The organism is Caldithrix sp., from assembly GCF_056497305.1.
The window spans coordinates 27,598-53,849 of the sequence record NZ_JBSMDE010000067.1; the positions used below are offsets into that span (position 1 = coordinate 27,598).

General features: G+C 44.6%; 24 protein-coding genes and 1 tRNA gene. 13 read left to right on the top strand and 12 right to left on the bottom strand.

Annotation, left to right across the window (positions count from 1 at the left end):
* Positions 1-17 precede the first annotated feature (17 nt).
* From ACWB0I_RS05470 to ACWB0I_RS05485, 4 genes are all read right to left on the bottom strand, one after another.
* Positions 18-872, bottom strand: a complete 855-nt coding sequence (locus ACWB0I_RS05470) for a phytanoyl-CoA dioxygenase family protein (protein WP_479387031.1) — start codon at positions 870-872, stop codon at positions 18-20.
* 7 nt (positions 873-879) lie between these two features.
* Positions 880-1,542, bottom strand: a complete 663-nt coding sequence (locus ACWB0I_RS05475; RefSeq protein WP_479387032.1) for a cobalamin B12-binding domain-containing protein — start codon at positions 1,540-1,542, stop codon at positions 880-882.
* Positions 1,543-1,632: 90 nt separating this feature from the next.
* Entirely contained in the window at positions 1,633-2,529 is an 897-nt protein-coding gene (locus ACWB0I_RS05480; RefSeq protein WP_479387033.1) for a homocysteine S-methyltransferase family protein, read from the bottom strand.
* Positions 2,526-3,665: an HD domain-containing phosphohydrolase gene (locus ACWB0I_RS05485; protein ID WP_479387034.1), complete on the bottom strand. Its 1,140-nt coding sequence runs from the start codon at positions 3,663-3,665 to the stop codon at positions 2,526-2,528. The genes ACWB0I_RS05480 and ACWB0I_RS05485 overlap by 4 nt, the downstream gene beginning before the upstream one ends.
* A 640-nt stretch (positions 3,666-4,305) precedes the next feature.
* Here ACWB0I_RS05485 and ACWB0I_RS05490 point away from each other — a divergent pair.
* Positions 4,306-6,774 (top strand): FlgD immunoglobulin-like domain containing protein, encoded by a 2,469-nt coding sequence (locus tag ACWB0I_RS05490; RefSeq protein WP_479387035.1) that lies wholly within the window; start codon positions 4,306-4,308, stop codon positions 6,772-6,774.
* A 3-nt stretch (positions 6,775-6,777) separates the two neighbouring features.
* Here ACWB0I_RS05490 and ACWB0I_RS05495 read toward each other — a convergent pair whose 3' ends face one another.
* The 4 genes from ACWB0I_RS05495 to ACWB0I_RS05510 form a co-directional block, all read right to left on the bottom strand.
* Entirely contained in the window at positions 6,778-6,924 is a 147-nt protein-coding gene (locus tag ACWB0I_RS05495; protein WP_479387036.1) for a hypothetical protein, read from the bottom strand.
* 68 nt (positions 6,925-6,992) lie between these two features.
* Positions 6,993-7,253 (bottom strand): hypothetical protein, encoded by a 261-nt coding sequence (locus ACWB0I_RS05500; RefSeq protein WP_479387037.1) that lies wholly within the window; start codon positions 7,251-7,253, stop codon positions 6,993-6,995.
* Positions 7,254-7,597: 344 nt separating this feature from the next.
* On the bottom strand, positions 7,598-7,753 hold the full coding sequence (locus ACWB0I_RS05505) for a hypothetical protein (RefSeq protein WP_479387038.1): 156 nt from the start codon (positions 7,751-7,753) through the stop codon (positions 7,598-7,600).
* A 90-nt stretch (positions 7,754-7,843) separates the two neighbouring features.
* Positions 7,844-7,935: transfer RNA gene (locus ACWB0I_RS05510), tRNA-Sec, on the bottom strand.
* 110 nt (positions 7,936-8,045) lie between these two features.
* Between ACWB0I_RS05510 and ACWB0I_RS05515 the strand changes: the two genes are divergently transcribed.
* The 3 genes from ACWB0I_RS05515 (at position 8,046) to ACWB0I_RS05525 (ending at position 13,747) form a co-directional block, all read left to right on the top strand.
* Entirely contained in the window at positions 8,046-10,469 is a 2,424-nt protein-coding gene (locus ACWB0I_RS05515; protein WP_479387039.1) for a Lon protease family protein, read from the top strand.
* Positions 10,470-11,208: 739 nt separating this feature from the next.
* The gene (locus tag ACWB0I_RS05520) at positions 11,209-12,165 is read left to right on the top strand and encodes an aldo/keto reductase (protein WP_479387040.1); all 957 of its coding nucleotides are present in this window, start codon (positions 11,209-11,211) and stop codon (positions 12,163-12,165) included.
* A 520-nt stretch (positions 12,166-12,685) separates the two neighbouring features.
* The gene (locus ACWB0I_RS05525) at positions 12,686-13,747 is read left to right on the top strand and encodes a S1 family peptidase (RefSeq protein WP_479387041.1); all 1,062 of its coding nucleotides are present in this window, start codon (positions 12,686-12,688) and stop codon (positions 13,745-13,747) included.
* On the opposite strand, the gene ACWB0I_RS05530 is transcribed toward ACWB0I_RS05525, so the two are convergent.
* Positions 13,731-14,351 (bottom strand): DUF2459 domain-containing protein, encoded by a 621-nt coding sequence (locus ACWB0I_RS05530; protein ID WP_479387042.1) that lies wholly within the window; start codon positions 14,349-14,351, stop codon positions 13,731-13,733. The genes ACWB0I_RS05525 and ACWB0I_RS05530 overlap by 17 nt on opposite strands.
* A 405-nt stretch (positions 14,352-14,756) precedes the next feature.
* Between ACWB0I_RS05530 and ACWB0I_RS05535 the strand changes: the two genes are divergently transcribed.
* The 7 genes from ACWB0I_RS05535 to ACWB0I_RS05565 all read left to right on the top strand — a co-directional run bounded on the left by ACWB0I_RS05535 (position 14,757) and on the right by ACWB0I_RS05565 (position 21,159).
* On the top strand, positions 14,757-15,656 hold the full coding sequence (locus ACWB0I_RS05535; RefSeq protein WP_479387043.1) for a hypothetical protein: 900 nt from the start codon (positions 14,757-14,759) through the stop codon (positions 15,654-15,656).
* Between the two features lie 77 nt (positions 15,657-15,733).
* Positions 15,734-16,453, top strand: coding sequence for a thioredoxin-dependent peroxiredoxin (gene prxU, locus ACWB0I_RS05540; RefSeq protein ID WP_479387044.1), 720 nt, complete (start codon positions 15,734-15,736; stop codon positions 16,451-16,453).
* Between the two features lie 751 nt (positions 16,454-17,204).
* Positions 17,205-18,296: a hypothetical protein gene (locus ACWB0I_RS05545; RefSeq protein ID WP_479387045.1), complete on the top strand. Its 1,092-nt coding sequence runs from the start codon at positions 17,205-17,207 to the stop codon at positions 18,294-18,296.
* On the top strand, positions 18,262-18,732 hold the full coding sequence (locus ACWB0I_RS05550; RefSeq protein ID WP_479387046.1) for a nucleoside-triphosphatase: 471 nt from the start codon (positions 18,262-18,264) through the stop codon (positions 18,730-18,732). Before ACWB0I_RS05545 ends, ACWB0I_RS05550 begins: the two co-directional genes overlap by 35 nt.
* A 57-nt stretch (positions 18,733-18,789) precedes the next feature.
* Entirely contained in the window at positions 18,790-20,040 is a 1,251-nt protein-coding gene (locus tag ACWB0I_RS05555) for an Lnb N-terminal periplasmic domain-containing protein (RefSeq protein ID WP_479387047.1), read from the top strand.
* Between the two features lie 133 nt (positions 20,041-20,173).
* Positions 20,174-20,896, top strand: coding sequence for a Fe-Mn family superoxide dismutase (locus tag ACWB0I_RS05560; protein WP_479387048.1), 723 nt, complete (start codon positions 20,174-20,176; stop codon positions 20,894-20,896).
* 140 nt (positions 20,897-21,036) lie between these two features.
* Complete coding sequence (locus tag ACWB0I_RS05565) at positions 21,037-21,159, top strand: hypothetical protein (RefSeq protein WP_479387049.1); 123 nt, start codon at positions 21,037-21,039, stop codon at positions 21,157-21,159.
* Positions 21,160-21,257: 98 nt separating this feature from the next.
* On the opposite strand, the gene ACWB0I_RS05570 is transcribed toward ACWB0I_RS05565, so the two are convergent.
* Complete coding sequence (locus tag ACWB0I_RS05570) at positions 21,258-21,980, bottom strand: phosphocholine cytidylyltransferase family protein (RefSeq protein ID WP_479387050.1); 723 nt, start codon at positions 21,978-21,980, stop codon at positions 21,258-21,260.
* 218 nt (positions 21,981-22,198) lie between these two features.
* Complete coding sequence (locus ACWB0I_RS05575; RefSeq protein WP_479387051.1) at positions 22,199-23,314, bottom strand: CDP-glycerol glycerophosphotransferase family protein; 1,116 nt, start codon at positions 23,312-23,314, stop codon at positions 22,199-22,201.
* 339 nt (positions 23,315-23,653) lie between these two features.
* On the opposite strand from ACWB0I_RS05575, the gene ACWB0I_RS05580 reads away from it, so the two are divergent.
* Positions 23,654-24,259: a class I SAM-dependent methyltransferase gene (locus ACWB0I_RS05580; protein ID WP_479387052.1), complete on the top strand. Its 606-nt coding sequence runs from the start codon at positions 23,654-23,656 to the stop codon at positions 24,257-24,259.
* A gap of 169 nt (positions 24,260-24,428) precedes the next feature.
* Positions 24,429-24,632: a CDGSH iron-sulfur domain-containing protein gene (locus ACWB0I_RS05585; RefSeq protein WP_479387053.1), complete on the top strand. Its 204-nt coding sequence runs from the start codon at positions 24,429-24,431 to the stop codon at positions 24,630-24,632.
* Positions 24,633-24,844: 212 nt separating this feature from the next.
* On the opposite strand, the gene ACWB0I_RS05590 is transcribed toward ACWB0I_RS05585, so the two are convergent.
* Positions 24,845-26,251 (bottom strand): GWxTD domain-containing protein, encoded by a 1,407-nt coding sequence (locus ACWB0I_RS05590; RefSeq protein ID WP_479387054.1) that lies wholly within the window; start codon positions 26,249-26,251, stop codon positions 24,845-24,847.
* Position 26,252: the final 1 nt, after the last annotated feature.

Consider the following 26,252-nt stretch of genomic DNA (forward strand, 5'->3'; position numbering starts at 1 on the left):
GGACAGCACAATCCGAATTAGTCCAGGATGGGCGTAAAGCGGGTATCAATCAAATCCCCGTCATTAAGTCCCTGGCAGGAAGTGTGTGTATTATTGCGGGGATCGCTGGCATCAAAACGCAGTCCATCTGCCATGTAGATTACGGTCATGCCTTCACGCATCTGGTTGGTTTTATTAGGTCCGGCGCCGTGGTAGGTTAAACCGCTGTGAAAAGTGGCATCACCGGCCTGCAGGGGCACGTAAACCGGCTGTTGATCCTTTACATCCTGCGGCACATGAGGATTGTTGAAAATATCAACATATTCGTGTTTGGGCAATCGGTGTGATCCGGGATAGAAGAACAGACATCCTTTTTCCATTGGCACCGGATTCAAAGCCAGCCAGAGCGTGGTAGTAAGCTGAGGTTTGTCCACTGGCCAGTACGAGCTATCGATATGAATATCGGTCTGCCGGCCGCCCGGTTCTTTGAACAACGCCTGGTCGTGCCACAGCCTTACATGATCCACGGCCATCAATTCCCTTGCCAGGCGCGCAAATCGTCTGGCAAACACAAAATCCCTGACCGGATTAAAATCCCAGCACAAGTAGCCACATTGTAAAAAAGATTGTTCGTAGATGCTCTTTTCATTGAGGGCCCGTAAATCATGACTTTTACGAATGAGAACAGCGGCCTGAATTACACGCTGCAAAAAAGCTAACGCTTCTTTACTTATTACTCCAGGCAGATAAATGAAGCCCTGATCCTGATACCGTTTAATCTGTTCGTCCTGTAAAGGATAAGGCGTGTCATAATGCTTCTGAATGGTTTCCGGTGTGGGTGTGTAAAGAAGCTTTAAAGCCAGATCTACATCTAAATTACCAATGGATCGCATACTCCCCCTATTGTTCAAGATAATTAACCAGTTGTTGTGGATCAGGAAAATAGCCATCGGCGCCAATTTGATTATTAAATTCCTGGGTTACCGGAGCGCCGCCAATAAAAACCGGAACAGAAGGGAAATCGCTTTTTACGGTTTTAACAATTTCCTGCATGTAAAGCATGGTCGTTGTTAAAAGGGCGCTAATGCCCACGTAACAATCCCTTTGTTGCTGAACCGCCTGCAGAAACTGTTCACTGGAAACATTGACTCCCAGATCAATCACCCGGTAACCATTACCTTCCAGAACCATGCCGACCAGATTTTTGCCAATATCGTGCAAATCGCCTTTCACCGTACCTAAAATAAACGTTCCTTTTTGTTCCACAACCCCGGACTCAAAATGGGGTTTAAGCCATTGTAAGGCGGCCTTCATGGCTTTGGCGGCAATGATCAGGTCCGGAATGAAAGCCTGTCCCTGACTAAAACGATCACCCAGGCGCTTCATGGCCGGAATCATGGCTTTTTGCAGGATATCATTGGCCGACATTCCCTGTTCCAGTAACTGCTGTGTCAGCTCCGTAGCTCCGGGCTGACCTTTCAGATCAGCCGGGTGAGGGGAATCGGCATCGACTTTTCCACGTTCAATACAGAGGCCCAATTGCTCTAATAGCTTTTGAGACATTAAAAACTCCTTCCAATCCGGCTGTACGTTTCTGACTGGTTTGTTTTTAAAAACAATTTAATAACCAATTTAACAAAAAGAAAAATTTTTTTAATCAGCCTGCTTAAACTCGTCGATCAGCCGACGCATCATCTCAATGTGCTGCACACTGGTGCCACAGCAGCCACCTAAAATATTGGGATGTAACTCCAGCAGGGCGCGCAGCTTGTTTTCCATGGCTTCCGGTGTTTCGTGATAGACAATCACCTGGTGCTGTATTTCCGGCAATCCCGCATTGGGTTGGGCTAAAATCGGCTGATCGGTTAGCTGACGCATCTCCTTAACGACCTGCAAAATGACCTCGGTTCCTTCCCCACAATTGGCGCCCATAATATCTACGCCGGCATCACGTAAAAAATTTACGGCGCTGGGCACATCGACTCCCCAATTGGTGTGCACGCCGGTGGGACTCAATTCAAAAGTAAAGGTTGCTGCCACGGGCAAATCGCTTACCGATTTTACGGCCTCAATGGCTGCTCCCATTTCTTCCAGGGTAATCATCGTTTCAATAAAGAAGATATCTACGCCTCCCTCGGCCAAAGCTTCGGCCTGTTCTTTAAAATAATCCTTTGCTTTGTCCAAACTTAACTCACCGTAAGGTTCCAATAGTTCCCCGGTAGGTCCCATGGAACCAGCCACAAAATGCCCTTCCGGACAAACCGTTTTAGCCAGTTCGGCTGCTTTCTTATTTAACAAATAGGCTTTGTCAGCCAGGTCGTATTTTTGCAGACGGGCCCGGGTTCCTCCGAAACTATTGGTTTCTACAATGTCCGAACCACTCTGATAATAGTCTCTGTGAATGGATTGCACCAGTTCCGGTTGCTGGATATTTACCAGCTCCGGACATGCGCCCTGCTTTAACCCGCGTTTTTGGAGTTCGGTGCCCATAGCCCCGTCGCTGAGCAGAATGTCACTCCGTTTAATACGTTCCAGAATTTCAGACTTCATACATCCTCCAGTAATTGTTCTTCATCCTTAAATTTATTTTGGATTTCCGTTATTTCATCCAGATTTTTCTCCAGGGCCTGGACCATATCCTGATTCACCTGTGTGGGGTGCGCTTTTAAATATTCCAGGGCCTGCTGATTGCTCCACTGTTTTTTGTAAGGTCGCACGCTGGTCAGGGCATCGAACATGTCGGCCACGGCAATGATCTGCGCTTCCAGTGGAATCTGGCCATCGACAAAGCCGTGCGGATAGCCCTTCCCGTCCAGTTTTTCATGGTGTAATTCCGGAATATTGCGCATCATTTTCAAATAAGACGGCGCAGGACCGGGCAGATTCTGAATAATCAGGTCAATGATTTTTCGCCCCTGGATGGTATGTTCTTTCATAACCTGAAATTCCTGATCGCTCAATTTTTGCGGTTTTAGCAGAATATGGTCGGGAATGGCGATCTTGCCGATGTCGTGCAGGGGCGCCAGGGCGAACAGGAACTGAATGAACTCATCATCAATCTGATACTTTCCGCTCTCGGCCAGGTCTCTAGCAATAATGCGTGAAAAATGGGCCATGCGTTCCAGATGTTTGCCGGTCTCGGGATCCCGAAAATGCATAATTTTACTGATGGTACGAACAGCTGAAAGCAACATGGTTGTTTGTTTAATTTCTATCAAAACAAGGCTGAAGATCAAATGAGCGATCAAATCCAATAAATCCAGATGTTCCTGACGAAAAGGACGTTTTTGTCGGGCATTAAAAAAGATAAAGCCAAATAATTTATCTTCTGAAAAGAGCGGCAATGTGTAACTGGCCTGGTAGCCGCCTTCTTTAATGCGCCTGGAATGCGTTTTGTTTTCGTTGTATAGGCCGGAAATATCTTCTAAAATTCTTGGTTTTCGTTGAGCAGCCATCTGTTGTAACGAAGGCACATCCGCCAGTTTTGCTTCGTACAAAACCAGTGAAGCGCTTTGCGTTTCGCTGATTATGAATGTGCGCAATAAATCGGTTTGATCTTCATACAAAGCAAATGAAATGCGATCGACATAAGGAAGAAATTGCCGTACAAATTGATGAATGCACTCCAATTTTTCGTTGAGGCCAGTCTGGCCATAGATATTTTGTAGAAAATCGATATGTTCCATGTTTTCATCTCCACCAGTTGGCAATAAAATTTAAGAGAAAATTTAAGCGATGCAAACAAAAGGAAAGCAGGTGGCTAACTACTTATTCATTTGGCGATCTAAATGTTGTGGAAAATTTTTAACCACAGACGCCAGGCCTGTACTCTAAATTCAGGATTTGCGCTTTGCTCATGGCCTTGGTCAGTAAAGCGCGATTTTTTACTCAAGCTTCATCTTTCATCATTAATCTTTTTTCTTTTTTCTTTTTTCCTTTTTCTTTTGAGGAGCCCCCCCCAACCCCTCCCAGGAGGGGGATTTTTGGGCGTGCCCTCCCAGGAGGGGAGCTTTGCTGTGCCACTTTGTTCAGAGATGCCTTAGCAAATAGATCACAATTTTGCCCCAAAAAAAAGCAACATATTGTAATTAAAAAATCGATCGTGTATATTGTGTACTACTTTCGCCATGTTTTGAGTTTCTCGCAAAGGGACTTGCCTGACTTTTAGCCATTTTAAATGGAATTGTTTTTTAATCTACAGTAATTGCCCTGTCTTATTTGGCCACTTTATATTTTTCAATCGAGTTTCATCAACAGAGGAGGCTGCCACCCAAAAGATGAAAATTTGATTCATTCATTTTTCACAAAAAAAGAGGAGGAATACGTATGAGGTTCATCTTTTTATTCAGTATTTTATTTTCACTCTTGTTTTGTTCGATGAGTTTCGCTGCAAAACAGACCAATCCATCCCAATTAAAAGCAAAAAGTACAAACAGTACCTCTTCATTTACCGTTCAAACCGCGCCAGACTGGACTTTCCCGCAGATTAATCTGGGTTTTAAGGGCGGAGTCATCTGGTGGGAAAGTTTTGAAACGCCCCGCCGCTGGGCTCAATGGCAGAGCAAAGATTTGACCGTTCCTCGTCCCGATCCCATTCCCAGTCAATGGGTGTTGGACGACTGGCAGGCCTACGAAGGACAATCGTGGCGTTGTGCCGATTTAACCCTGGGCAACCACGGTGGTTACAACAACCACTGGTACCAGGTTCTGGATACGCCCCCCATCTTGCTCACCGAAAACGCCACATTAACGTTTTACCATCGTTACTGGGCCGAAGATCCGGCCGGGGCGCCCGATCCCTACGATGCCTGGGACGGCATGAATGTCCGCATCTCCACAGACAGCGGAAAAACCTGGCAGGTGCTTAATTTTGACACCTACAATGTCTCCAGCATCTGGGCCTTTGGCCATCCAGAACAGGGTCACAATGAAGGCCCCGGTATTCCCGGCTGGGCCGGGCGCAATGATTCCTGGCATATGGAATCCATCGATTTATCGGCCTTTACCAGCACGGACACACCTGTTATGATTCGTTTTGCCTTTGCTTCCGACATGGCTTACTGCACCATTGACAATCCGGATATGTTCGGCTGGCAAATAGACAATATTGAAGTCAAATCTGAAAACACCATGTTTTTCAGCAATTACGGCACTCAGGATGACATGGTTGGCAAATCCAATGAATTTATTCCACCTCCAGGAGGCGATTTGTGGCATATCGTAAAATTTGACGAACCGATTCCTGCCTTCTTATCGGAATTTACACCTAATGGAAGATACGCAGCCGCCTGTCAGAATGGAGGCAGAACATTCAGCCCCGATTCCACCTACAATCCTTACATGGACAATGTATTTGAATCGGGCCCCATTACCTTGCCGATTATTGCACCGATCTATCTGGACTTCAAATATGTTCCCAATTTTTATGATACCGATGCCTTCCCGGATGTGGAATTTTTCCGACCTGAAGTTAAAAATATTGACAGTACCGAGTGGGAATGGATCGAGGATTTGCCCTATGTCTATTCTTTTGGATTCGATCAATGGTTAGAATTTGCCTGGACTTATGGTTATCCCATGAACACTTCCATGTTTGAACTTTCACGCTTTGCCGGCCAGACCATTCAGATTCGTTTCCGTTTCTGGTCAGACTGGGATCAACCTATCGGTCCCGGTTTGTTGATTGACGATGTGGTCATCTACAGCCCGGTGCGCGAGGTTCCGCCTCCACAAAATGTGCAGGCCACCCCCGATAATAGCAATAACACCATCGTCGTTTCCTGGGATGAAATGAATCCCAACATCGACTTTTTTGTTTTTCGCAGCAATCACGGGGCTAATGTGTTTCAGCAGGTGGGTCATGTAAAAGGAGCCACCGAATTTACGGACAGCGATGTAGAACCCTTTTACGAGTATGATTACTATGTCATTGCTGTGGCTCATTACTTCGGTCAATCCGAACCCTCTGACACGGTTAGCGCTTACATCATCCCCGAAGGTTACGTTGAGCTGGCCTACGACGACGGCGAATCGGATGGCTATATTGCTTCTGAAAGCCGTAAAAAGGTAGCGGTTAAGTTTGTGCCAGAAACTTTTCCGGTATCCATCAAAACATTCAGAATTTACCTGGAACGCGGAGACACCCATGGTTTAGCCGGCCAGTTTTTCCTGATGTCCATTAGCGATGACGGTTTGCCAGGTTCTATTCTGCAACGTAAAAATAAATCAGGCTTAAAAATGGGCTACAATGTAATCGAGTTCAGTCGGGAGCAAACCATTAATGAGAAAGGGTTCTACATTGCTTTTTCTCGTTTGAACACCAGTCCTTACATGGCCAAAGATACAGACCCCGAAATTGATGGCATGACCTTTCTGGAAACAGCGGATGGCTGGCAGCAACTAACCGACGCCGATGGCATTCTTCATGCCTTTGTAAAAGTGGACGAAGGCGGCCAAATCGTAGAATTGCAGCCAGAAGTAGCCGGCCATGATCCTTCTGTAAGGGCAGAAACCTTCCGCTTATTGGGCAATTTTCCCAATCCGTTTAACCCGATTACCAGGATCAGCTTCATCGTACCGCAAAATTCAGAGAATGACCTGGTTTCATTGGAGATTTTCGATCTCCTGGGGCAGAAGGTAAAAACCTTGTACCAGGGGCCGGTTGCACCAGGCAAACACACGTACACCTGGCGCGGCTTTAATGACGCCGGTCAACCGATGCCCTCTGGAATTTACCTCTACCGCTTAAAAACCGGAAAACGGACCCTGACCAAACGTATGTTACTGATTAAGTAACCCTTACACTTCATTGGCTATAGAGAGGCTGTCCTGAGGGGCAAAAGTAGGAAAAAACAAAAAAAAAACAGACACAAAATTCGGTTTAATGCCCGGCAAAGATGGTGGCGAGTAGCCGGATGAAAGATCAAACAACGCCATCTGATCCATTAGGACGGCCTCTTTTTGAACCAGAGAGAAGTACCTGATCACGGCACATTAAAAAGGTAAAGCGAATTTTAGAATATTTTCTTTAAAAGATATATTGTGTCTTGCGGGATGCGAAAATGTTTATGCTGTGTGAGGGAGTAAAATCGTTGAATGGTTGATTGGTTGAATGGTTTGATGGCCTGTCCGGCTGGATAGCCGTCCAGACGGGCCTGTCCCCGAAGATCGGGATTTCCGCTGCGCTCCAACCGGTGGCCAGACCTGTCAGGCTGCGCCTTGCCAGACTGGCGGGCCTGTCCCTGAGGATCTGGATTTGGAATGACGCTCGGCACGAAGTCTCAATGATTGTCATTTCGACCTTATAAAAGTCTCGAGCTGAAGCTCGAGTTACGTTGCGTTTGCTTGTGTTCCGGTGGAAGGGATTCTTCTCCCGCTAAAGCTGGAGAAGAATGACATGTCGGCACAGGCCTTCACCGCCAGTGCACAACTTGCCCCTTCGCAAAATAAATCGTAATTGTTAATTTTTAATTAAAATTGCTCTTTTGCCTGGCCGGTAGTATGACGGACGCACTTTGAGGTTCTTAAAGGTTGGGGCTGTGCTGACTTAGCATGCTCATTTTGCAGGTATTACAGTCCAGAATTAAATGACCTTGTTTTTGGACCGCTGGCAGAGTTGTTAAGCAGAAAAGCTTTTATCCAGCTTAAATGTTCCTACTACTTCTTTATTTCCTGAAAGCTTTCTTCTCATTTTTAACCAGTAAGCCTTGGCAAACAATTTCGGGATGTCTAGATAGCGTAACTTGAAATACATCCATCGTGCTTTTGAGGTCATGATTCACTCCTTTGATTGATCTTTTACAATAATAATCGTTCAAAAGAGCCAATACTTAAATGGAATGACCAGAATCAGGAAGAAAATTAGCGGGAGTGTGTGGGAGTCGAACCCACCTATCCCTCAAGCGGGACACACGCGGCTTTGAAGGCCGGGGGAGCCACCGGGCCCCATGCACTCCCAGTGAAACATAAATTTCAGAAAAATTCAGATTTAAAGCAAAATTTGTTTGCAAGCATTTGGCGTAGTTTAGTATTTTCTGTTAACCAGCCAACTGAATGGAGAAAAAACGATGCTAAAAAAATGTTTGCTCACGCCGGAAGATTTAAAAAAAGCCGTCAATCTAAAACGATTACAATTTGAAACGACCAGAGACATTCCTCCTTTAGATACAGTTATTGGTCAGGAACGTGCCGTTTCTTCAATCAATTTTGCCCTGCAGATCGACAAAAGTGGTTACAATCTCTTTGTATCCGGTCGCTATGGCAGCGGTCGCACAACCATTGTCATGGATCTGGTTAAACGGTTTGCCCGGCAGGGGCCTCCGCCGCAAGATTGCATCTTTGTGTACAACTTTGATACTCCTGATGAACCGTACGCTATTCTGCTTCCTCCGGGCGAAGGACGTAAGTTTAAATCACGTTTTGCAAAACTGATTCGCACTCTGCGCATGGATCTGCTGAAATCGCTGGAATCCAAACAATATGATGATGAACGGGGTAAGGTCATTGAAAAATACCAGAAACAAAAGCAAGAACTCTTGCAAACTCTGGAAGTGGAAGCTCACGCGCTGGATATTCAAATTCAACCTTCCAATATGGGCTTTTTGACCATCCCCACTAAGAACGGCAAACCTTTGAGTCAAGATGAATTCCAGTTACTCCCTCAGGAAGAAAAAGAGCGCGTTAACAATAATCTGGCTTATGTACAGAAGCGAATTCAGGAGGTGGTCAAAGAGATCAATATTCTGGATCGCGAAATGCATGACCAGTTAGAAGAATTAACCCAAAAAACAGCCAGATATGTGGTGAACAATCACTTTGCGCATCTGCTCGAAAAATATTCCGATTTTCCTGAAATCAAAAATTACCTGAATCTGGCTGCCGAAGACATTATTAAAGACGTGGGAAATTTTTTAGGAAAAGCAGAAAAAGAGGCCTCGCTGCCCGCCATTAAAGGGCCGCAAATTGACAAATACCAGATCAACATCGTAGTTGATCATAAAAAACACGACGGCTCTCCTGTTATTTTTGAAACTAATCCCACTTACACCAATCTTTTTGGGCGCATTGAGAAAAAAGCTTTTCAGGGATTCGTTTACACCGATTACACCATGATCAAAGCCGGTTCTTTACTCAATGCCAATGGCGGTTACCTGATTATCGACGCCGAGCAGTTACTAAAACATCCCTTTGCCTATGAATCGCTAAAGCGAACCTTACGCTCAGGCGAATTACGTATTGAGGATTATTCTGAGTTAATCGGTTTGGCTACGACAACGGCATTACGACCTAACCCCATCCCCATTAAAATCAAAGTTATCCTCATTGGACAGGCCTATCTTTACCGTTTGCTGCACAATTACGATGAAGAATTTGGTAAAATTTTCAAAGTACGCGCTGATTTTGACGTGGAAGTCAAAGAAACGCCTACCACCCTCAAACAATACGTACAGTTCATCAGTCGCGTGGTGCGGGAAGAACATCTACTCCACTTTGATCGTAGTGGTGTGGAGGCCATCGTGGAATACGCTTATCGCCTGGCGGACCATAAAAAACGATTGTCCATTCGTTTTGCAGAACTGGTGCGCATCATACGGGAATCTTCGTTCTGGGCTCTAAAAAATCGACACAAAGTAGTTTCCAGGGAAGATGTTGAATATGCCATCGAGAATTTGACCTACCGCCACAATCTAATCGAAGAGAAAATTCATGAGGCCATTCGTGAGCGTACCATCAACATTGATGTTACGGGTTACAAAGTGGGGCAGGTGAATGGGCTGGCCGTGTACGACCTGGGCGACCACATGTTTGGACGTCCCAACCGCATTACCATCAACGCTTACATTGGCACACGGGGCATCATTAACATTGAACGTGAAGCAAAACTCAGCGGTAAGATCCACGACAAAGGTGTACTCATTTTAGCCGGCTTTTTCTATGAAAAATTTGGCAAGGACATGCCGCTCTCCTTTTCAGCCTCCATTACATTTGAACAGAGCTACTCAGGTGTGGAAGGCGACAGCGCTTCATCGGCCGAACTCTACGCACTGCTCAGCTCGCTTTCCGGAGTGCCCATCAATCAGGGTATTGCCGTCACAGGTTCGGTGAATCAAAAAGGTGAAGTGCAGGCCATCGGCGGTGTTAATGAAAAGATTGAAGGATTCTTCAAAGTTTGCCAATCCCGCGGACTGACCGGAGAACAAGGCGTCATTATTCCACAAGCCAATGTCAAAAATCTGCTGCTTAAAGAAGAAGTGGTACAGGCTGTGAAGGAAGGCAAATTTCATATCTGGGCTGTGGACAACATCGAAGACGGCCTTTACATTTTAACCGGACAGAAATGCGGTCTCAGGCACAAAGACGGTTCCTACACCTCCAATTCCATTTTTGAAAAAGTTCGCCAGCAATTGGTCGAATTTGCCAGACAAACCCAACTCTTTCGTCAACAAATCAGTGAAATGAGCAAAAAAGAAAATGGCGAAAACGGCGAATGAGGGAGCACAAGCTCTTTACGAAAGGGAATTAAAAATTACGAATTATTTTGCGAAGGGGCAAGTTGTGCCCAGGCGATGAGGGCCAGGGCCGGCATGTCATTCTGAGAATCCCTTACACTTGCAGACAATTTTCAGACGCAACGTAACTCGAGCTTTAGCTCGAGACTTGCCTTAACACCTACACAAATGTTGTTCCCATGCAGGCAAAAACTCCGAATCCCGGAGACAGGCCCGTCATGCTGCCGGTTGGTGCGCAGCGGAAATCTCGATTTTCGGGGCCGGACAAAGCATTCACAAAGTGCGTAAAGATTGCAAATAGAAAATTGTAAAATATCTTAACATATCGGAATAGAACTCAGCAAAGCTGCACAATTTACTCACCCTTCCCTTTATTAGTTAAAGAAGGGAAGGGGACGAGAGGTTAGGATCTTCAGCACAAAAATTTTCGCACGCTCCTGCGCAATATATTAGGAAGCATTCTAAAATTTTAATTGCTCTTTTCCAGTTATTATTTCATTGAAACCAACAAAAAGCGCTCAACCTGCGCTTTTTACAGTTCGTACCATGGTCAGAGATTTTTATTGAATCCCAGGACCGACAGCGTTTACAGACCAGAAGAAATCGCCATGGGAATAAACGGTGTCTGCGATAAAGGCCAGGAGTTTACTGCTTTTTATTGTTTTTTTGCCTGCAAATCCCTATTTTGAGTTCTAAATAATTTCTTAAGGAGGAGATACGAATGCAATACAAACAATTGGGAAAGCGCGGCCCTGTCATTTCAACCATCGGATTCGGCGCCTGGGCAATTGGTGGGATGAACTGGGGAAAAACCGATGATCAGATTTCCATCCGTGCTTTAAATGAAGCCATTGATCAGGGCGTGACCTTAATCGATACAGCCGATGTGTACGGCTTTGGCCATTCCGAGGAATTGATCGCCCGCGTAATTAAAGAGAGAGGCAAAGACAACATCATCATCGCCACAAAAGCCGGCAATGATTTCTATTTTGCCAGCGAAGAAGACGATGAGGGTTATGGCCCAATTCGTCAGAATTACAAAAAAGAGTACATTATTTTTGCTGCGGAGCAAAGTTTAAAACGCCTGGGACTGGAAGCGCTGGACATTTTGCAACTGCACAGTCCCGATCTTGACAAACTGGAACAGGACGAACCATGGGAGGCCCTGGAACAGTTAAAAAAAGACGGCAAGATTTTACACGCCGGGCTCAGCATTCAATCTTTTAAAGAGAGCGAACAGGCCCATTTACTGGATTTGCACCACGACCTGCTAGATGCTATTCAGGTCCGCTACAATTTACTGGAAAGAGAGGCGGAAAAAGTGCTTTTTCCCAAAGCGCTTGAATATGGCATTGGTGTCATCGTACGCATTCCCCTGCTGTTTGGCTTTTTAACCGGCAAATTCAACCGTAACACGCAGTTCAGCGAAGATGACCACCGGCGCATGAACCTTTCCCCGGAAAAGATGGAAGAATACTTTAATCGCCTGGAAAAAGTAAAACCCCTATTTAAAAAATTCCCTGATCAAACAATGGCCCAGGTCAGTTTGCGATTCTGCATCAGCCATCCGGCCTGCAGCACCGCCATCCCCGGAGCCAAAACGCCCGAACAGGTGAGAGAGAATTGTTCCGCTTCCGATTTAGGGCCCATTCCGCAGGACCTGATTCCTGAGCTATAGAGTAAAGCGTAGCGCTTTAAATTTCAAAATTTTAATGCTGCGATTAGAGCGGTGACGTGTTGAAGAGTTGGTTTAATCTTTTATTATTTAAGGCAGCATAGCCTCAACCCAAAAACTTCTTTAAATAATGATCGTCCGGTGCCCCGGAATCCTTTAATTCTTACACTCATATACTCTTAACTTTACTCCTCCAACAGCAGAAGTCATTTCACTAATTAGCCCTCCCTCCCTCGATCCCCCTCTCCCAGAATAAAAATCTGGGAGAGGGGGAAGGTTTGTGAGGAAGATTTTCTCATCTGTGTTGGATATTTTATTCACGATCAATGGATGTTCGAGATGTTAGTCCAATGAAACTCAAACAAACCGACCATTTTCGTTTAAGTAACATTTTAACAAAACCATTTCGTATTAGATTGTAAAAGTATTGGCATTTTCTGGAAAGCCGCGAAGATACAATAAATTTAATTTTTGGTTATTTTTTTTCTAAATTGACTCAGTGCAATTAAACAGGATTTTATTTATGAAAATTATGTTCATCGTACCTCTTATTATTATTTTAGGGGCGTGTACAGCCGGTCGAAACAATTTGAAACCCCTCCCTCAGGAAAGAATTGTAAAGGATGGCCAGTACGACTCTGAATTTCCTCTTCAACCGGTTTCGCATTACCTGGATCGAATGGCCAGGGCGGTCAAACTCATATCGGGAATGACCTTTTACAAGGCCTATCAATTTCGTGCACAGGATCAGATTACCAAAGGGGATTTAAAACATACGGAAACATTTAAAAAGGCCACCACCACCTACATCTTTCAGCGCCCCTCCTCCGGAACGGCTACTTTGATTTCGCAATACGGCCGAGAATTGCTCTTTTTAACCTGCAATCACATTGTCCATCACCCCGACACGCTTCTCTCATTTTATTCCAAAAAGTCCAATCCGCGGGAGCCTTCTTCAGAGCTGTATGCCGTGTCCGTTAAAATTAAGGAAACGCTCAATATTGTCAACATACCCTCTTCCACTCAACCGGTTTTATTGGCCTTTGACGAGACCTCTGATCTGGCTCTGGTTGGAGTTAAATTGCATCGCATCCCCAACAGCGCCCTGCCAGTGTTGAATGTGCCATTTGGGAAAGCTGCTGCCCTGCATTGGGGAACTTTTATTTATCTGCTGGCCTATCCTCAGGGCAAACTAATGCTCTCCAACTCTTTAGTAAGTCAGCCCAATCGGGATGCGCACCACAACTTTTTGTTCAATTCTTCGTTAACTCGGGGGATCAGTGGAGGCATTTTGTTAGCCATAAAAGATGGCGTGCCTAATTTTGAGATCGTAGGTATTGCCTCTGCCCTGGGCGCTCAAACGCAGTATTACCTGCGTCCCGACCTTAACAAAGCAAGCTGGATGTTTGAAGCTCAGCAACCTTACAAAGGTGAAATTTATATCGATCAACAGGTTAGCAATAATTCCGGGATTGTCTTTGCCGTTTCTGCAGAAAACATGGTACGTTTCATTAAGGAGAGTAAAGATAAAATACAGAAGATGGGGTTTAATTTCCCCTATTCCAGCTTTAAATTTGCCCGTTAAGAACCAGGCGAATATCTTTGTGTTCGGCCTGTTTGCGAGAGTAGCCCCTGAGGACGCGGGTTAAAAAAGAGGCGTACTGGTAGATGACCGGCGTCAGAGGCAAATGAGCCGCTTTTAAGGCTCTGGCAGTCCAAACATTGCAGGTAAAGGGGAAGATATAAGCCCCTTTACTTTTAAGAAACCAGCTGTCACCGTACAATCCACGGTCAATTATTACGAATTGGTGATTCCTGTCTGTGGCGAAATAAGAACAAATAAACTTAAGAAGATCCTCATACTCAGCATCGGTAAGACGAATGGTGTAATACGGACTCCACTTGTAAAAATGATCAATGGGAACATCGAAGCCAACTACATGCAAAATGCTGCGCGTCGGAAGCAACACAGCCCGCAGGGCCAACAGCCAGTTAATCCCGGAACCGCGATACTGGTAGTACTTTGCATCGCCCCAGCTTACCTCAACAAATCCATGCTGTTTAAACATGGCAAAATAAGCCATATAGTCCTCCGGGATATCTTTTGTTTCCAGAACCAGACCGGTGTGCCAGCCATAATTAAATATGTGAACCGCCTTCTGTCCGGGAAAAACATTCCGCTTTTGCAAACGCCTTGCGTCGACATTTAACATCACAATGGAAAAAATCAATAAAAGGGAGAATAAACTGAATGCTACAAAAAAAGCTTTTCTAATCATAGTCTGTTTTTACGCTCTTCTATTTGGTGTACAGGTTCATCACAACGGACTGAATTTATTTTTCGTTATGGCTTAATGTAAATTAATTTCTTCTGGAATGCAAGATGCCTGGCCAACGGGCAAATCACAATGCTGAGCAGCCATAATTTTTCTTTTACTTTGGACACAAGAACCAATCTTTCAACAAAGGTACTCTCCTTCCCTCTATTCCAAATAAAAGAATGTTGCTGCCTGTTGTTTCTGGTTCATTTAAAAAGGAATATTGAGACCGCCTGTCAACGTTTAGTGTTAATTAACCAGTTCTATAGGAGCCGTGTGATACGCACCAAAAAAGTCTTTACTCTTGAAAACAATCAAAAATGTCTGCGTCAATTGATCCTATCAGAATTTGACGCTCAAAACCAGGAGATCATTAGACTCATCTACAATGGGCAAAAAGATCTGCGCCTGATTATTAAGAAGGAATACGCTCAATGGAATAAAATATTATCATCGGCCACCTTTCAGGGAAACGGTAAACGGATCAGCCGTGTACACTATCAGTATGATCCTTTACATCGCCTGATTGAAAAGCAGTTCTACAATAATCAGGAACAGGTGATTGCCAGAAATCTCTGGACCTATGAGAACGATCTTCTAAAACAATACGAAAAACGGGGCAAGGCTAATCATTTAATAGAGCGCAAGGTGTTTGAATACAGAGATGGCGGCCTATTGGAAAAGGAGAGCCATTTTAATGGCCACAATCAATTAGTTCGCCAAAAAATTTTCATTTACAATGCCGTAGGGCAACTGACAACCGAAAAAATTTTCAATGCTGCGCATCAACTTGTGGCTCAGAAAGAGATTCGATATGGGCTCCAGGACCTACCTGAAGTCATTTTATGGTTCGACAAAGCCTGGAAGTTACAACGAACTGAATATTTTGAATATTACGAAAATGGCCTTTTAAAAACAGAAATTGTCAACGATCTGTTTGGAGGTCAGTTTTTCAGCAAAAAATTAAACCGCAAGGGACAGGTATTAACCTCCTACCATTTACAGGCCAATCAATTCGAAAAAATAGAATTGTATTATTACGATCAGAAAGGTAGAAAAACAAGACAGGAAAAATACGCTATCCAGTCGGCAGAAAAGCGTTTAGTACAACAAATTAATTATGAATATGAAGAGAAAAAGATTGATTTTTTACAACAAAATAATTTTTATTGTTAAATAATTTGTATTAAATTAGAACACCGCATTGTTACTAACGGGTATGGCCAGTTTGTATTTAAAGAAAGGAGCATATTATGGCAGAAAAAAGCGGAGGCTGCGCTCGACCAACCGGTGCTCGTGTTGGAGAAGCGCAACCTTCTCAGGAAACCGTTGAACAACAAACCATTGTTGAGGAGGAAAAATTTATGACAGCAAGAGTAGGCGACAAAGCACCTGATTTCACTGCGCCTGCCTATTACAAAGGTGAATTCACTGAGATTAAACTGGCAGACTATCTTGGAAAATGGGTGCTTTTGTGTTTTTATCCGGGTGATTTTACCTTTGTCTGAGCGACAGAAGTAGCAGCGGTCGCTGCTAATTATGATAAGCTCCAGGAATTGGGAGTTGAAGTCATTTCTGTGAGCGTGGACAGTCAGTTTGTGCACAAAATGTGGAACGATCACGAATTGTCAAAGATGGTTAACAAGGATATTCCTTTCCCCATGGTAGCTGACGGCGCCGGAAATTTAGGGAAGGTTTACGGTGTGTACGATGAAAATGCGGGCGTGGAATTACGGGGCCGTTTTATTATTGACCCCGACGGCGTCATCCAGGCCATGGAAGTACTGACACCTCCTGTCGGACGAAACATCGAAGAGACCATTCGGCAGGTTCAGGCCTTCCAGCATGTGCGTGCCACCAATGGCGCAGAAGCCTGTCCGTCCGGATGGAAACCTGGCAAGAAGACTTTAAAACCGGGCCCAGCTTTGGTCGGCAATGTCTGGAAAGAGTGGACTCCCAAAAACGATCTTTAAAACAGCATCTGGCCATACCCGTTTTATTGATCTCTCAGGGAACGCTTTTCTAAGGCTGCAAAGTAGCCACAACCATTAATCAACTCCAGTTAACGCACTAAAGCCATCAATGCATAAAAAGGCCATTTTAATTAAAAATTACGAAGTACGAATTATTTTTTAACAGGGCAAGTTGTTTCCAGGCGGTGAAGGCCTGTGCCGGCATGTCATTCTGAATCCCGCTTCAGTCGTAACTCAAGCTTCAGCTCGAGACTTTGGTAAGGGCGAAGCATTTTTTGCAAAGTTTTGCTCAAGAGCAATTTTAACTTGTACGCAAGAGGTTGCACTAAGTAGAACCATCTTCAGGAAAAATGCTTCACCCTTACACCTGATAAAGATTTCTCTGCTCTGCACGTCGCTTGCGCTCCGCGCATCGGTCGAAATGACAATCAGTGAGGCTTAGATTCCAAATCCTTATTTTCGGGGACAGGCCCGGCTGCGCCTGCCAGACCTGTCCGGCTGGACAGCCGTCCAGACGGGCGGGCCTGTCCCCGAGGATCGGGATTTCCGCTGCGCTACAACCGGCTGCGCCTGCCAGACGGGTGCTCTCTGTGGTTACTTAAATTGTTTTTGCTTACGGCAAAGCTGCTTTAATTTAATCCAGACAAAAAACTCCTTATGGCCAAGTAGTAACACACTCAACACTTTTTATTTGAACTTTTTTGAATAGATGATTAAACTCGATACTAAGTTTAATTAAAAAGCGGTTACCTTGTTCAGCACAGATCAAAGACATCGTTTCATTCAAAAGTTAACGGCACTCTGGGCATTAAACGAAGCTGGCCTGGGTGGCTTGATGCATGCACTGCGCATTCCGTTTACAGGCGTATTTATTGGCGGTACAGCCGTTATTTTGATAACGCTGATTGCTTACTTTGCCAGAACTGATTTTAAGATCATTCTAAAATCCATGGTAATCGTTCTGGTCATCAAAGCTGTGGCCAGCCCGCACTCTCCCATTAATGCTTACTTTGCAGTGATGTTTCAGGGAATCGTGGGATTCTTGATTTTTAGCCTTTTTAAAAATCTTAAAATAGCAGCTTTTCTACTGGCCATGTTAAGCTTATTGGAAGGCGCCGTTCAAAAAGTGCTTGTCCTGACTATCATCTACGGCAACTCGCTTTGGCGGGCCATCGATATTTTCTTTGATTATATCCTGAAAAGATTCTTTAACCTCCAGGCCTTTTTTTCAGCGTCCTCCTGGATTATTGGTATCTATTTTGCCATCCATCTGGTGGGCGGAATTTTGGTTGGCGTTCTGTCGATCAAATTTTTGAACCTGATGCATCATTTGCCGGATCAGCTTCCAGATCTATCGGCCATTGCCTCACCGGAAAATGCCGCTCCCTTAAAATCCCGCAAGAACAAGCGCAAAAAAGCCTTTAAGCTGGCCGGGGTACTGATCTTCATCCTAGGTTCACTCACGTTCTTTTCATCCAGCAATGGCTATGTCCAGGGCGCATTTGTTTTTTTACGCGTTTTTGCATTGATTTTAATCTGGTATCTGTTTTTAGGGCCTTTTTTGTTAAAGCATTTGCATCGCTTCCTTAGCCGAAAAAGTAAAACCTATGCTCGGGAAGTAGAAGATATTCATCAGATTTTCCCTGATTTGAAACGACTCATTTTTGTTCTGTGGACAGAATCTTCCAGATACCGTTATTTAAAACGCTGGAAATATTTTTTAAAAAACCTGATTTTAATCAGCTTAACCTTCGATGGCATCCAGTCGAGACCAGCCAGATTCACCAAAATGTTGAGAAATCGTGATCATGGGCATTTTTATCTTAAGCGACGCGATCCGTAGCGGCAAAACAAGCCAATTGCTGGATTGGTCCAAAAGTCAGGCCAATGTCTATGGCATTCTAACTCCTGATGTTAAAGGTTTGCGCGTATTAATCGATGTTGCCAGTCAGCAGGTTTATCCTTTTCAGGTTAAACAAAAAGGGGCGGGCACCATTCAGATTGGTCGTTTTACATTCTTAAAAAACACCTTTGAAACCGGAAAAAAGATCATCGCCCGTGCTTTGCAAGAGCCCTTCTCCTGGTTAATTATTGATGAAATTGGCCCGCTGGAATTGGCCGGGTCAGGCTTTGAACCGCAGGTAAGCCTGGCTATCGCACAGGTAAAGAAAATGGATCGGGAACAAAACCTGTTGCTCGTCATCCGGCACAGTCTTTTGCAGCAATGCCTCCAACATTACCATATTTCCGATTACCAACCCTTCGATTTTCCCGCCTAAACTTGCACCATATAAACTTCTCTCTTAATTTGCACATTAATTTTTTTGCGAGGAACGATGAAGTATCTGAAAATCTTTTTGATTTTGTGGTGGGTCAATGGGCTGTACGCCTCTCCCATGCCCTGGGCAACCGGACAAAGCCAGGCGCAAAATCTGCAATTTTATCTGGTTACTTTTGGCCCGGGCGACGATATCCCTTCCTATTGGGGGCATATTGCCCTGATCGTAGAAGACACGCTTCTTAAACGTTCCGCCATTTACAATTACGGTTTGTACTCATTTGATAACGATTTTTTCCTGCGTTTTGCCATGGGCCGATTAATTTTTGAGGTCGGACGGGCAGACGTCGCTTCTTATTTTAATTACTATAAGAAAGAGAATCGCGATATCCGTTTGACAAAATTACACCTTCCTTTAAACAGCCGGTTACGACTGGCCAAAAAATTGGAATGGAATATTTTGCCCGAAAACAAAAAATATCTTTACCACCATTATTACGACAACTGTTCTACACGTTTACGGGACCTTATTGATGAAGCAGTGAATGGTCAATTTCACAAAATCATGAATGGCCCTGCCCGATTCAATTTACGGCAGCACACCAAACGCTACGTGGCGCGCAATCCTGTGCTGGAGTGGCTGCTCATGTTCCTGATGAGCGATCGCATCGATCAGCCGATTAAAAAGTGGGATGAGATGTTTTTACCGGACGAGCTGGAAAGCTATGTGCAACAGGTACGCTATCGGGACACGGGGGGAATGGAACGCCCTCTTGCAGAAGCTCCCATTTTTGTGTTTCGTGCAAAACGGACGCCTGTGCCTCAAACTGTTCCGCGACACGAATGGCCCACTCTCCTGCTGGGCCTGGCGCTTGGATTGCTGCCCCTCTTGCTGGTAATCCGCCAAAAGAAAAAGGGCTTTCGCTGGTTTACCATGCTCTTCAGCCTGTACAATTTTTTACTGGGACTGGCCCTGGGCATTCCGGGTATGGTTCTCTTTTTTCTGATGTTTTTTACAGAGCATGACGTGACCTTTGGCAACGAGAATATTCTGCTGGCCAATCCTCTCACCCTTTTAATTCCTTGGCTGGCCATCTTTTTAGCTAGAGAGAAAAACTGGGCCTTTAATTCATTAAAATTTTTGTGGATACTGCACCTGGCCAGCGCCTTATTATTAATGGTCCTGAAATTCAGTTTACCTTCCTTTGATCAGGACAATTGGTTGGCCTTTTGTCTCATTTTGCCCGTTGTAACTGGTATGACGCTTAGTTTTTGGCGCATGCCCGGCGCCACTGTTAATGATCTTTAATTAAAAAAGAGGACTCCTTCCTGAATGGACCTCCCTTCATTCTGGCCGTATCCTACCTGGGCAGCGGAATTTTTATTCTTGCTCAACCGTTACACTACATCTGAATGACTTGAAATAATTTAAGGAGAGCGTCATGTCAAATCGTAGAAATTTTTTAAAAGCAAGCGGCGTAGTCGTGGCCGGCAGCGTGCTATCACCCCATTTGATGGCGGCCAATGCCGAACCATCCACCAATATGAGTGGTCAGGTGACCGAACACAAATTACCTCCATTACCGTACGCCTATGATGCCCTGGAACCGTACATCAACCGCCGCATCATGGAATTACATCACGACAAGCACCATGCCGGATATGTTAAAGGCTTGAACAAAGCAGAAAAAGAACTGGCCAAAGCCAGAGCAGCCGGCGATTATGGTTTAATTCAGTATTGGTCGCGCAAAGCAGCCTTTAATGGAGGGGGACACTTTTTACACTCCATGTTCTGGAAGGTAATGGCGCCCGCTAGCAAAGGCGGGGGAGGCAAGCCCAAAGGAGAATTATTAAAAATGATCCAACGGGATTTCGGAAGTTTTGAGGCTTTCCAGGCCCAGTTTTCGGCAGCAGCCAAAGCTGTGGAAGGCAGCGGTTGGGGATTGCTGCACTATCGCCCACAAGACGATCGATTAATTGTATTGCAGGCCGAAAACCAGCAAAAACTTTCGCCCTGGGGCTCCACACCCGTACTGGGCATTGATGTCTGGGAACACGCCTATTATCTTCAATACGAAAATAAACGAGCTGCTTACATTAAAGCCTGGTGGAATATTGTCAATTGGGAGCAGGTCTGGCAAAATATTTTAGCGCTGCGGAAATAATTGACCTGTACAGGGCGTTACACTATGTAAACATGCCCTTCCCTAAAACCCAAAAGCTGGCCAGCAATGGTCGGCTTTTTTTATTTTTGCTATCATAAGACACGATTTAGCTCGAAAAAACTTCTTTAAGCGTTAAGTTGTTGAAAGATTCAATGGTACCGCCTGGCACCATGAGCGTTTCCATCTATTGGAAGCGCCGTTACGCCGGCGCCGTTTTTGCCTTGTACGCTCTGCGGGAAAGTGGCCGAAGCATAGGATTCTGACTCAACAGATATTGGCAAATCATTCTTAAACCATTTAAATAGCCCGAAAGCAGCGCAAAAATTTTACGCCACGTAGACCTGCTTCCTATTCTCCATTTTTAAATGGAAAGGTGTTCATAATCGATTTCTGAAATCTTCTGTCGAGCATATTCCAGACTTTGCGGCGTGTCAATATCGATCCACCATTCTTCAGGCTCCATAAACACAGCGGCCATATCCTTTCTGGCAATCAGCTTTTGTACCGCTGCGCTGATTGACTCTTTGCCCTGCTTCAATTGTTCGCGTATGGCCTGATAAAAATTGGGTTTTAATTTGAAAATACCGCAATCAATACCATTGTAATTGTCAAGCTCTTTGCCAATGTCCAGAATCACTTGCTGGTTTAACTGTACCTTGGTCGCGTCATCGATATCAAATATGCGTTGCACGTCGGGATCGACCAGTAAAAGATTGCGCGAGTCGTCGGCCTTAATGATTCTCTGCAAAGCGCTCGGGCTAACAATATGATCGCTCATGGAGAGAATGAAAGGCTCCTCGCCAATCAGGCTCTGGGAAGTGAGAACCGAAATCGCATTTCCCCGCTGCCACTCTTCATTGTAAACCGTTTGAATATCCAATCCAAAATAATCATTTTCTATCAGAAAATCCTGCAAAATCTGCGCCTGATAACCTACCACAATCACAAACTGAGTTGCACCTGCTGCGCTCAAATTTCGCAAAATGTACTGCAGAATCGTTTTCTCACCTATTTCAATTAACGTCTTGGGACGATGATTCATTAACCGACTGCCGCGTCCCGCAGCAACAATAACCGCTTTCATCTATTGCATTTCCTTTCCTATTCGTTCTTAATTAAATTCGGCTCCCGAGTAGAAAAGCACTATCCGTCGCCACGTCCTTTACCATTTCTGATACTAAACGCCCAACGTTTTTTAGCTCTCAATCCCTTATCCATTGCAATCATTTCCCCCTTTAACGCGTTTACCCTTCCCTGCCTCGAACAATTCGTAATTTTTAAATACGATTGCGTCTTCCGCCGTTACGGCACATTTTCATGGCCGCCTTCGTAATACAATTCTTCCATCTTTTTCACAAAGCGTTCCGTAGCTTTACCGTCCAATTTGTAAAATAGTTCATTGCGATAGACCTCTGCTTTCTCCTTCATCTCATCCGTGGGATTCAGGGCCCGTTCAATAGCCTGATGGATTTGTTTCCCATTTTGAATATGGACAAAAGCGCCTTTTAGAAACTCACGATTGTCGATTTCCAGCAACGGTTCGCCGTCAGAGTGTTTTAAATCGTCACAGGGCAAATCGTAAACAATGCCAAACTTACCAAGCGCCAGAAAATCGAATACCGTGCTGGAAGCCTCGCTAATGATCGTATCGGCCACAGCATAAAACGGAACGATATTGTAAGCTTCAAAGGGTAATAAAACGGCATGTTTGTATTTTTTAACGCGCCTTTCAAAAATACGGTGCTGACGATGCGGAGCATACTTCCCCATCCAGCTGTAAGGGTGAAGTTTAATGATCAGATTAAAATCCTTTGTCTGTTCAAAAATATCGTCCTTAATATCGTACAGGGATGTCGGTTTGTACGTGGGGGCGTAAAGCACCGTTTTTTTCTGCGGATCCAGTCCCCAACGACGCAAAATGCTCTCCCGATCGTTAAAGCGTCCCTGAAAATAGAAATCCAGTTTGGGTAGCCCAATCAGATGCACTTCGTTTTTGCCCAGGGCCGGCGAACTGAGCAATGATTTTACGCGATGTGGACCTTCCACAAAAATCTGGTAACGATGATCTGGAAATTTTGCCAGATTGCGGTAGAGAATATTCTTAATGCCAGTGCCATGATTCAGAAAACAAAGTAAAGTTTTACCATATTCGTGCGCATCACGCAGGGTATCGCCCGTAATGACGATGTCAAAGCCCTCCTTTTGCGTTGTAAACCGGTAACCCAGTTTCTTCCATTCTTCAATAATCGGTTGCTGATAGGGAACGTCAAACACAAAAAAATAACGTTTTTTTTCGGCATCCAGCGAAAAATAAACATCGTACTTCGGATCGTCCATAAGATATTCAATCACCGGATCAAAAGCAGCCTTGTGATAGGCATAGCCAATTCTGAACAACAATTTAATCTTTTCCGCCATTCAAATCCCTTTGTTTATCTTTGATTAAAAAAGCGTTAGAAATTATCAGTATTTTTAGTAGAATTCAAATAAATATCGAATCTAACCGAATGGCCCACTACCATAGCGCTCTGCACCATCATTGAACTCAATTGGCTACAACCGTTTTTTGGTGCCAGGGAATCCGCAAGCTACTCTACTTTTTAATGGACTGAAAACATAGGAAAAATCGGACAGCAGGCAGGCTTCGATTTTTATGTTGCCAAAATCGCATTAATACTTTATGTTTTAAGTTTGAACGCAAAATCTGTGGGACTGGCGCGCCACACAACAAATTTGAAAAACGAGGAGAACAAACCGATGACTCATTCGGATAAGCATTCCAGACAATTTTCGGCAAAGGATTGGCAAAAATTGATCGACGAAAAGCGCAGTCAATCAATGCGCGTTGAAACGTTTTTCGAGTGGGCCCACCCTGCAAAAAATGAGGTGTGGCTGGATCTCGGCGCCGGGCCAGGCTACTTTACTCTACCGCTGGCCGCCAGAGTGCAAACGGTTTTTGCCGTCGACATCAGCGATGAGATGCTAACCATCTGTCGTCAACGGGCGCAGGAAGCCAGGCTGACCAATATCGACTTTATCAAAATCGAACAGTCACCTTTGCCGCTGGCCACCGGCCAGGTTGACAAAATATTACTCAGTAATGTCGTTCATGAGCTGGACAATCCACAGGCCTATTTGAAAGAGTTGCTGCGCATCCTCAAACAAGATGGTTCGGTTTTTGTCATCGATTGGCGCGCTCAGGAGATGGAAATGGGACCGCCCTTTCACCACCGCCTGACGCAAGATCAGGTTAAAACGATGTTTGAGCAGGCTGGTTTTAAATTCGAAAATGAATGGGACTTGTTTGAATTCCACTATTTGCTGGTTTTTAGCAAAGCGCAGGCTAAGCAAGCCGACCAATAGAGTCAGCCGCCATTTTTACCTTGTAGATTTTCAAAGGAATAGAACAGCCATGTACTGGGTTTAAATAGAGAGGAATCGGTTTGGACAAGTTTTTGTACCCAGAAACAAAATGCCAGAAAGGATTAACCCTGTCTAATAGCCATCATCATTAAAGCAGGAGGAAAGATTCATGAAAATCAAAGCAATGCAAAACGGCCCCTATCTTATCGACAGTGCTGAAGCCACACTAAAAAAAGGCGACTCTGAGGAAAAAGTCAACGCTAAAACGGTCGCCCTCTGTCGTTGCGGACATTCGGCCAATAAGCCCTTTTGCGATGGCTCGCACAAAAAGGCTGGTTTCCAGGCCGAAGCCTGTGAATTGAAAATCATTTAATTACTTTCTTTAAAAGGTCTGGTATTTCAGCATGGAGAAAATTTCCTCCATGGGCCTTCCGCTTTCAGCAAAGCAGGACAGAAAAAGACGTTTGAAAACGCTACTCGCTTTCAGCGTAAGGGAAACCGAATACCGGTCAGCACAGACTCTCATGTCTCAAACATAATTTATCCTTTAAAAGTAATCCCTAATATGAAATTTTCTAAACAAGCTTAATACCGTTCGCTTTGCTGGATTAAACCTGACTTTTTGGTAATGATTTCCTGCCAGTTTGGATTTTGTAACTCTTTGCGATAGGTGGAATGAATCAGTTCGTACTCTCCAAAACCGCGTTGATCGGCAAAGATGAATTCTGCGCCACCTTCCAGGTTGTGGTAATACCAGATCACATAAGGCAGCACATCCATGGAGCTGGGATGGCGTTCGATCTCGTCCGGTTCACCGTAGATTAACAGCACCCGGCCCCGATCCGTTTGCCAACCCTCTTTGCCCATGGCTTTAAATCGTTCGTTGGCTTCTTCGGCGCGTCGCAGGTAATTAATACGAAACGTTCCGTAAGGCGTATTATTCAACTGATCACGACGGTACCAGAATTGCGTCAGAAATTTGCGCATGGCATTGGCGTCGGCCAGATTCTTAAACATCTTCTCTTCCTGGCGCGTGGCAATGTAGCGCGCCATGTCAAATTCCTTTTTTAACTGATCCTCGGTCATCAGAACCAGCGCCTCGTCTATTTCCGGAGACTGTCCGGCATATTGTGTCTCTGTTTTCTGCTTCTTGCCTTTGTACACATAAAAGGCTTTTTTAGCGGTGGCAATCTGACCGCTTTTTAAATCCTGTACTTCGATGTGTAAAATGTAATTGCTTTGCTTCAGGGCCATCACATTAAAACCGCCAATTTCCACCAGATTGGTGCCCAATATTTTTTTCTCTACTGGTGTTCTCGTTTTGACTGTGTCTCCCTGCTTGTCGGTTACAAAATAGTAGAAACGGTAATGATTTTCAGACGCCGGGTCGTAAGACAGATTGTTGAGCTCCACATAAAAATAGAGCATGGGTTGAAGAACATCAAAAACGGGTCGCGGATTGGGAACTACGCGCAGGCCATTCTTGTAAAAACGGTCGTTTTCCTGGCCCTTTTTCAGATCCATGCAAAATTCCAGATCAGACAGGTAGAGATGGTCTTCATTCTGGATGGTATTTAAATCAAACACGTACTCCCCGCTGCGATTGGAGATGTTGTCAACCACTCTGATTTTGGCTTTGTAATTACCATAGGGCAGCGTAAGCGGAAAAATATCCACAAACTGATTAAAGCGGTTTAAGCGGCTGGTATCCTTTGTGGTATTTTTAAAGTTGTGGGCAAAGCGATCCAGCAGATTACCATTCTGATCAAAAATCTCCAGGTGGTTGGTAAAATTAGCCTGCAGGCTGCTGTCCTGTTGGGGGGTGTAGGACAGATTGCCTTGAAAAACAGAAACGTACACTTCGACAAACGCGCTGCTGTCGCTTTGATGGAAAGAAGCATAATCCACATTAATGGGCACAAAGTTCATTTGAGCCAAGAGCAATAGAGGTAAAATGACGAATGCCAATGTGGATATGGTTTTAAACTTCATG

Coding starts and splice junctions, on each gene's coding strand:
- ACWB0I_RS05470 (WP_479387031.1), bottom strand. CDS start 872: ATGCGATCCATTGGTAATTTAGATGTAGATCTGGCTTTAAAGCTTCTT.
- ACWB0I_RS05475 (WP_479387032.1), bottom strand. CDS start 1,542: ATGTCTCAAAAGCTATTAGAGCAATTGGGCCTCTGTATTGAACGTGGA.
- ACWB0I_RS05480 (WP_479387033.1), bottom strand. CDS start 2,529: ATGAAGTCTGAAATTCTGGAACGTATTAAACGGAGTGACATTCTGCTC.
- ACWB0I_RS05485 (WP_479387034.1), bottom strand. CDS start 3,665: ATGGAACATATCGATTTTCTACAAAATATCTATGGCCAGACTGGCCTC.
- ACWB0I_RS05490 (WP_479387035.1), top strand. CDS start 4,306: ATGAGGTTCATCTTTTTATTCAGTATTTTATTTTCACTCTTGTTTTGT.
- ACWB0I_RS05495 (WP_479387036.1), bottom strand. CDS start 6,924: ATGGATCAGATGGCGTTGTTTGATCTTTCATCCGGCTACTCGCCACCA.
- ACWB0I_RS05505 (WP_479387038.1), bottom strand. CDS start 7,753: ATGACCTCAAAAGCACGATGGATGTATTTCAAGTTACGCTATCTAGAC.
- ACWB0I_RS05515 (WP_479387039.1), top strand. CDS start 8,046: ATGCTAAAAAAATGTTTGCTCACGCCGGAAGATTTAAAAAAAGCCGTC.
- ACWB0I_RS05520 (WP_479387040.1), top strand. CDS start 11,209: ATGCAATACAAACAATTGGGAAAGCGCGGCCCTGTCATTTCAACCATC.
- ACWB0I_RS05525 (WP_479387041.1), top strand. CDS start 12,686: ATGAAAATTATGTTCATCGTACCTCTTATTATTATTTTAGGGGCGTGT.
- ACWB0I_RS05550 (WP_479387046.1), top strand. CDS start 18,262: ATGGGCATTTTTATCTTAAGCGACGCGATCCGTAGCGGCAAAACAAGC.
- ACWB0I_RS05555 (WP_479387047.1), top strand. CDS start 18,790: ATGAAGTATCTGAAAATCTTTTTGATTTTGTGGTGGGTCAATGGGCTG.
- ACWB0I_RS05560 (WP_479387048.1), top strand. CDS start 20,174: ATGTCAAATCGTAGAAATTTTTTAAAAGCAAGCGGCGTAGTCGTGGCC.
- ACWB0I_RS05570 (WP_479387050.1), bottom strand. CDS start 21,980: ATGAAAGCGGTTATTGTTGCTGCGGGACGCGGCAGTCGGTTAATGAAT.
- ACWB0I_RS05575 (WP_479387051.1), bottom strand. CDS start 23,314: ATGGCGGAAAAGATTAAATTGTTGTTCAGAATTGGCTATGCCTATCAC.
- ACWB0I_RS05580 (WP_479387052.1), top strand. CDS start 23,654: ATGACTCATTCGGATAAGCATTCCAGACAATTTTCGGCAAAGGATTGG.
- ACWB0I_RS05585 (WP_479387053.1), top strand. CDS start 24,429: ATGAAAATCAAAGCAATGCAAAACGGCCCCTATCTTATCGACAGTGCT.
- ACWB0I_RS05590 (WP_479387054.1), bottom strand. CDS start 26,251: ATGAAGTTTAAAACCATATCCACATTGGCATTCGTCATTTTACCTCTA.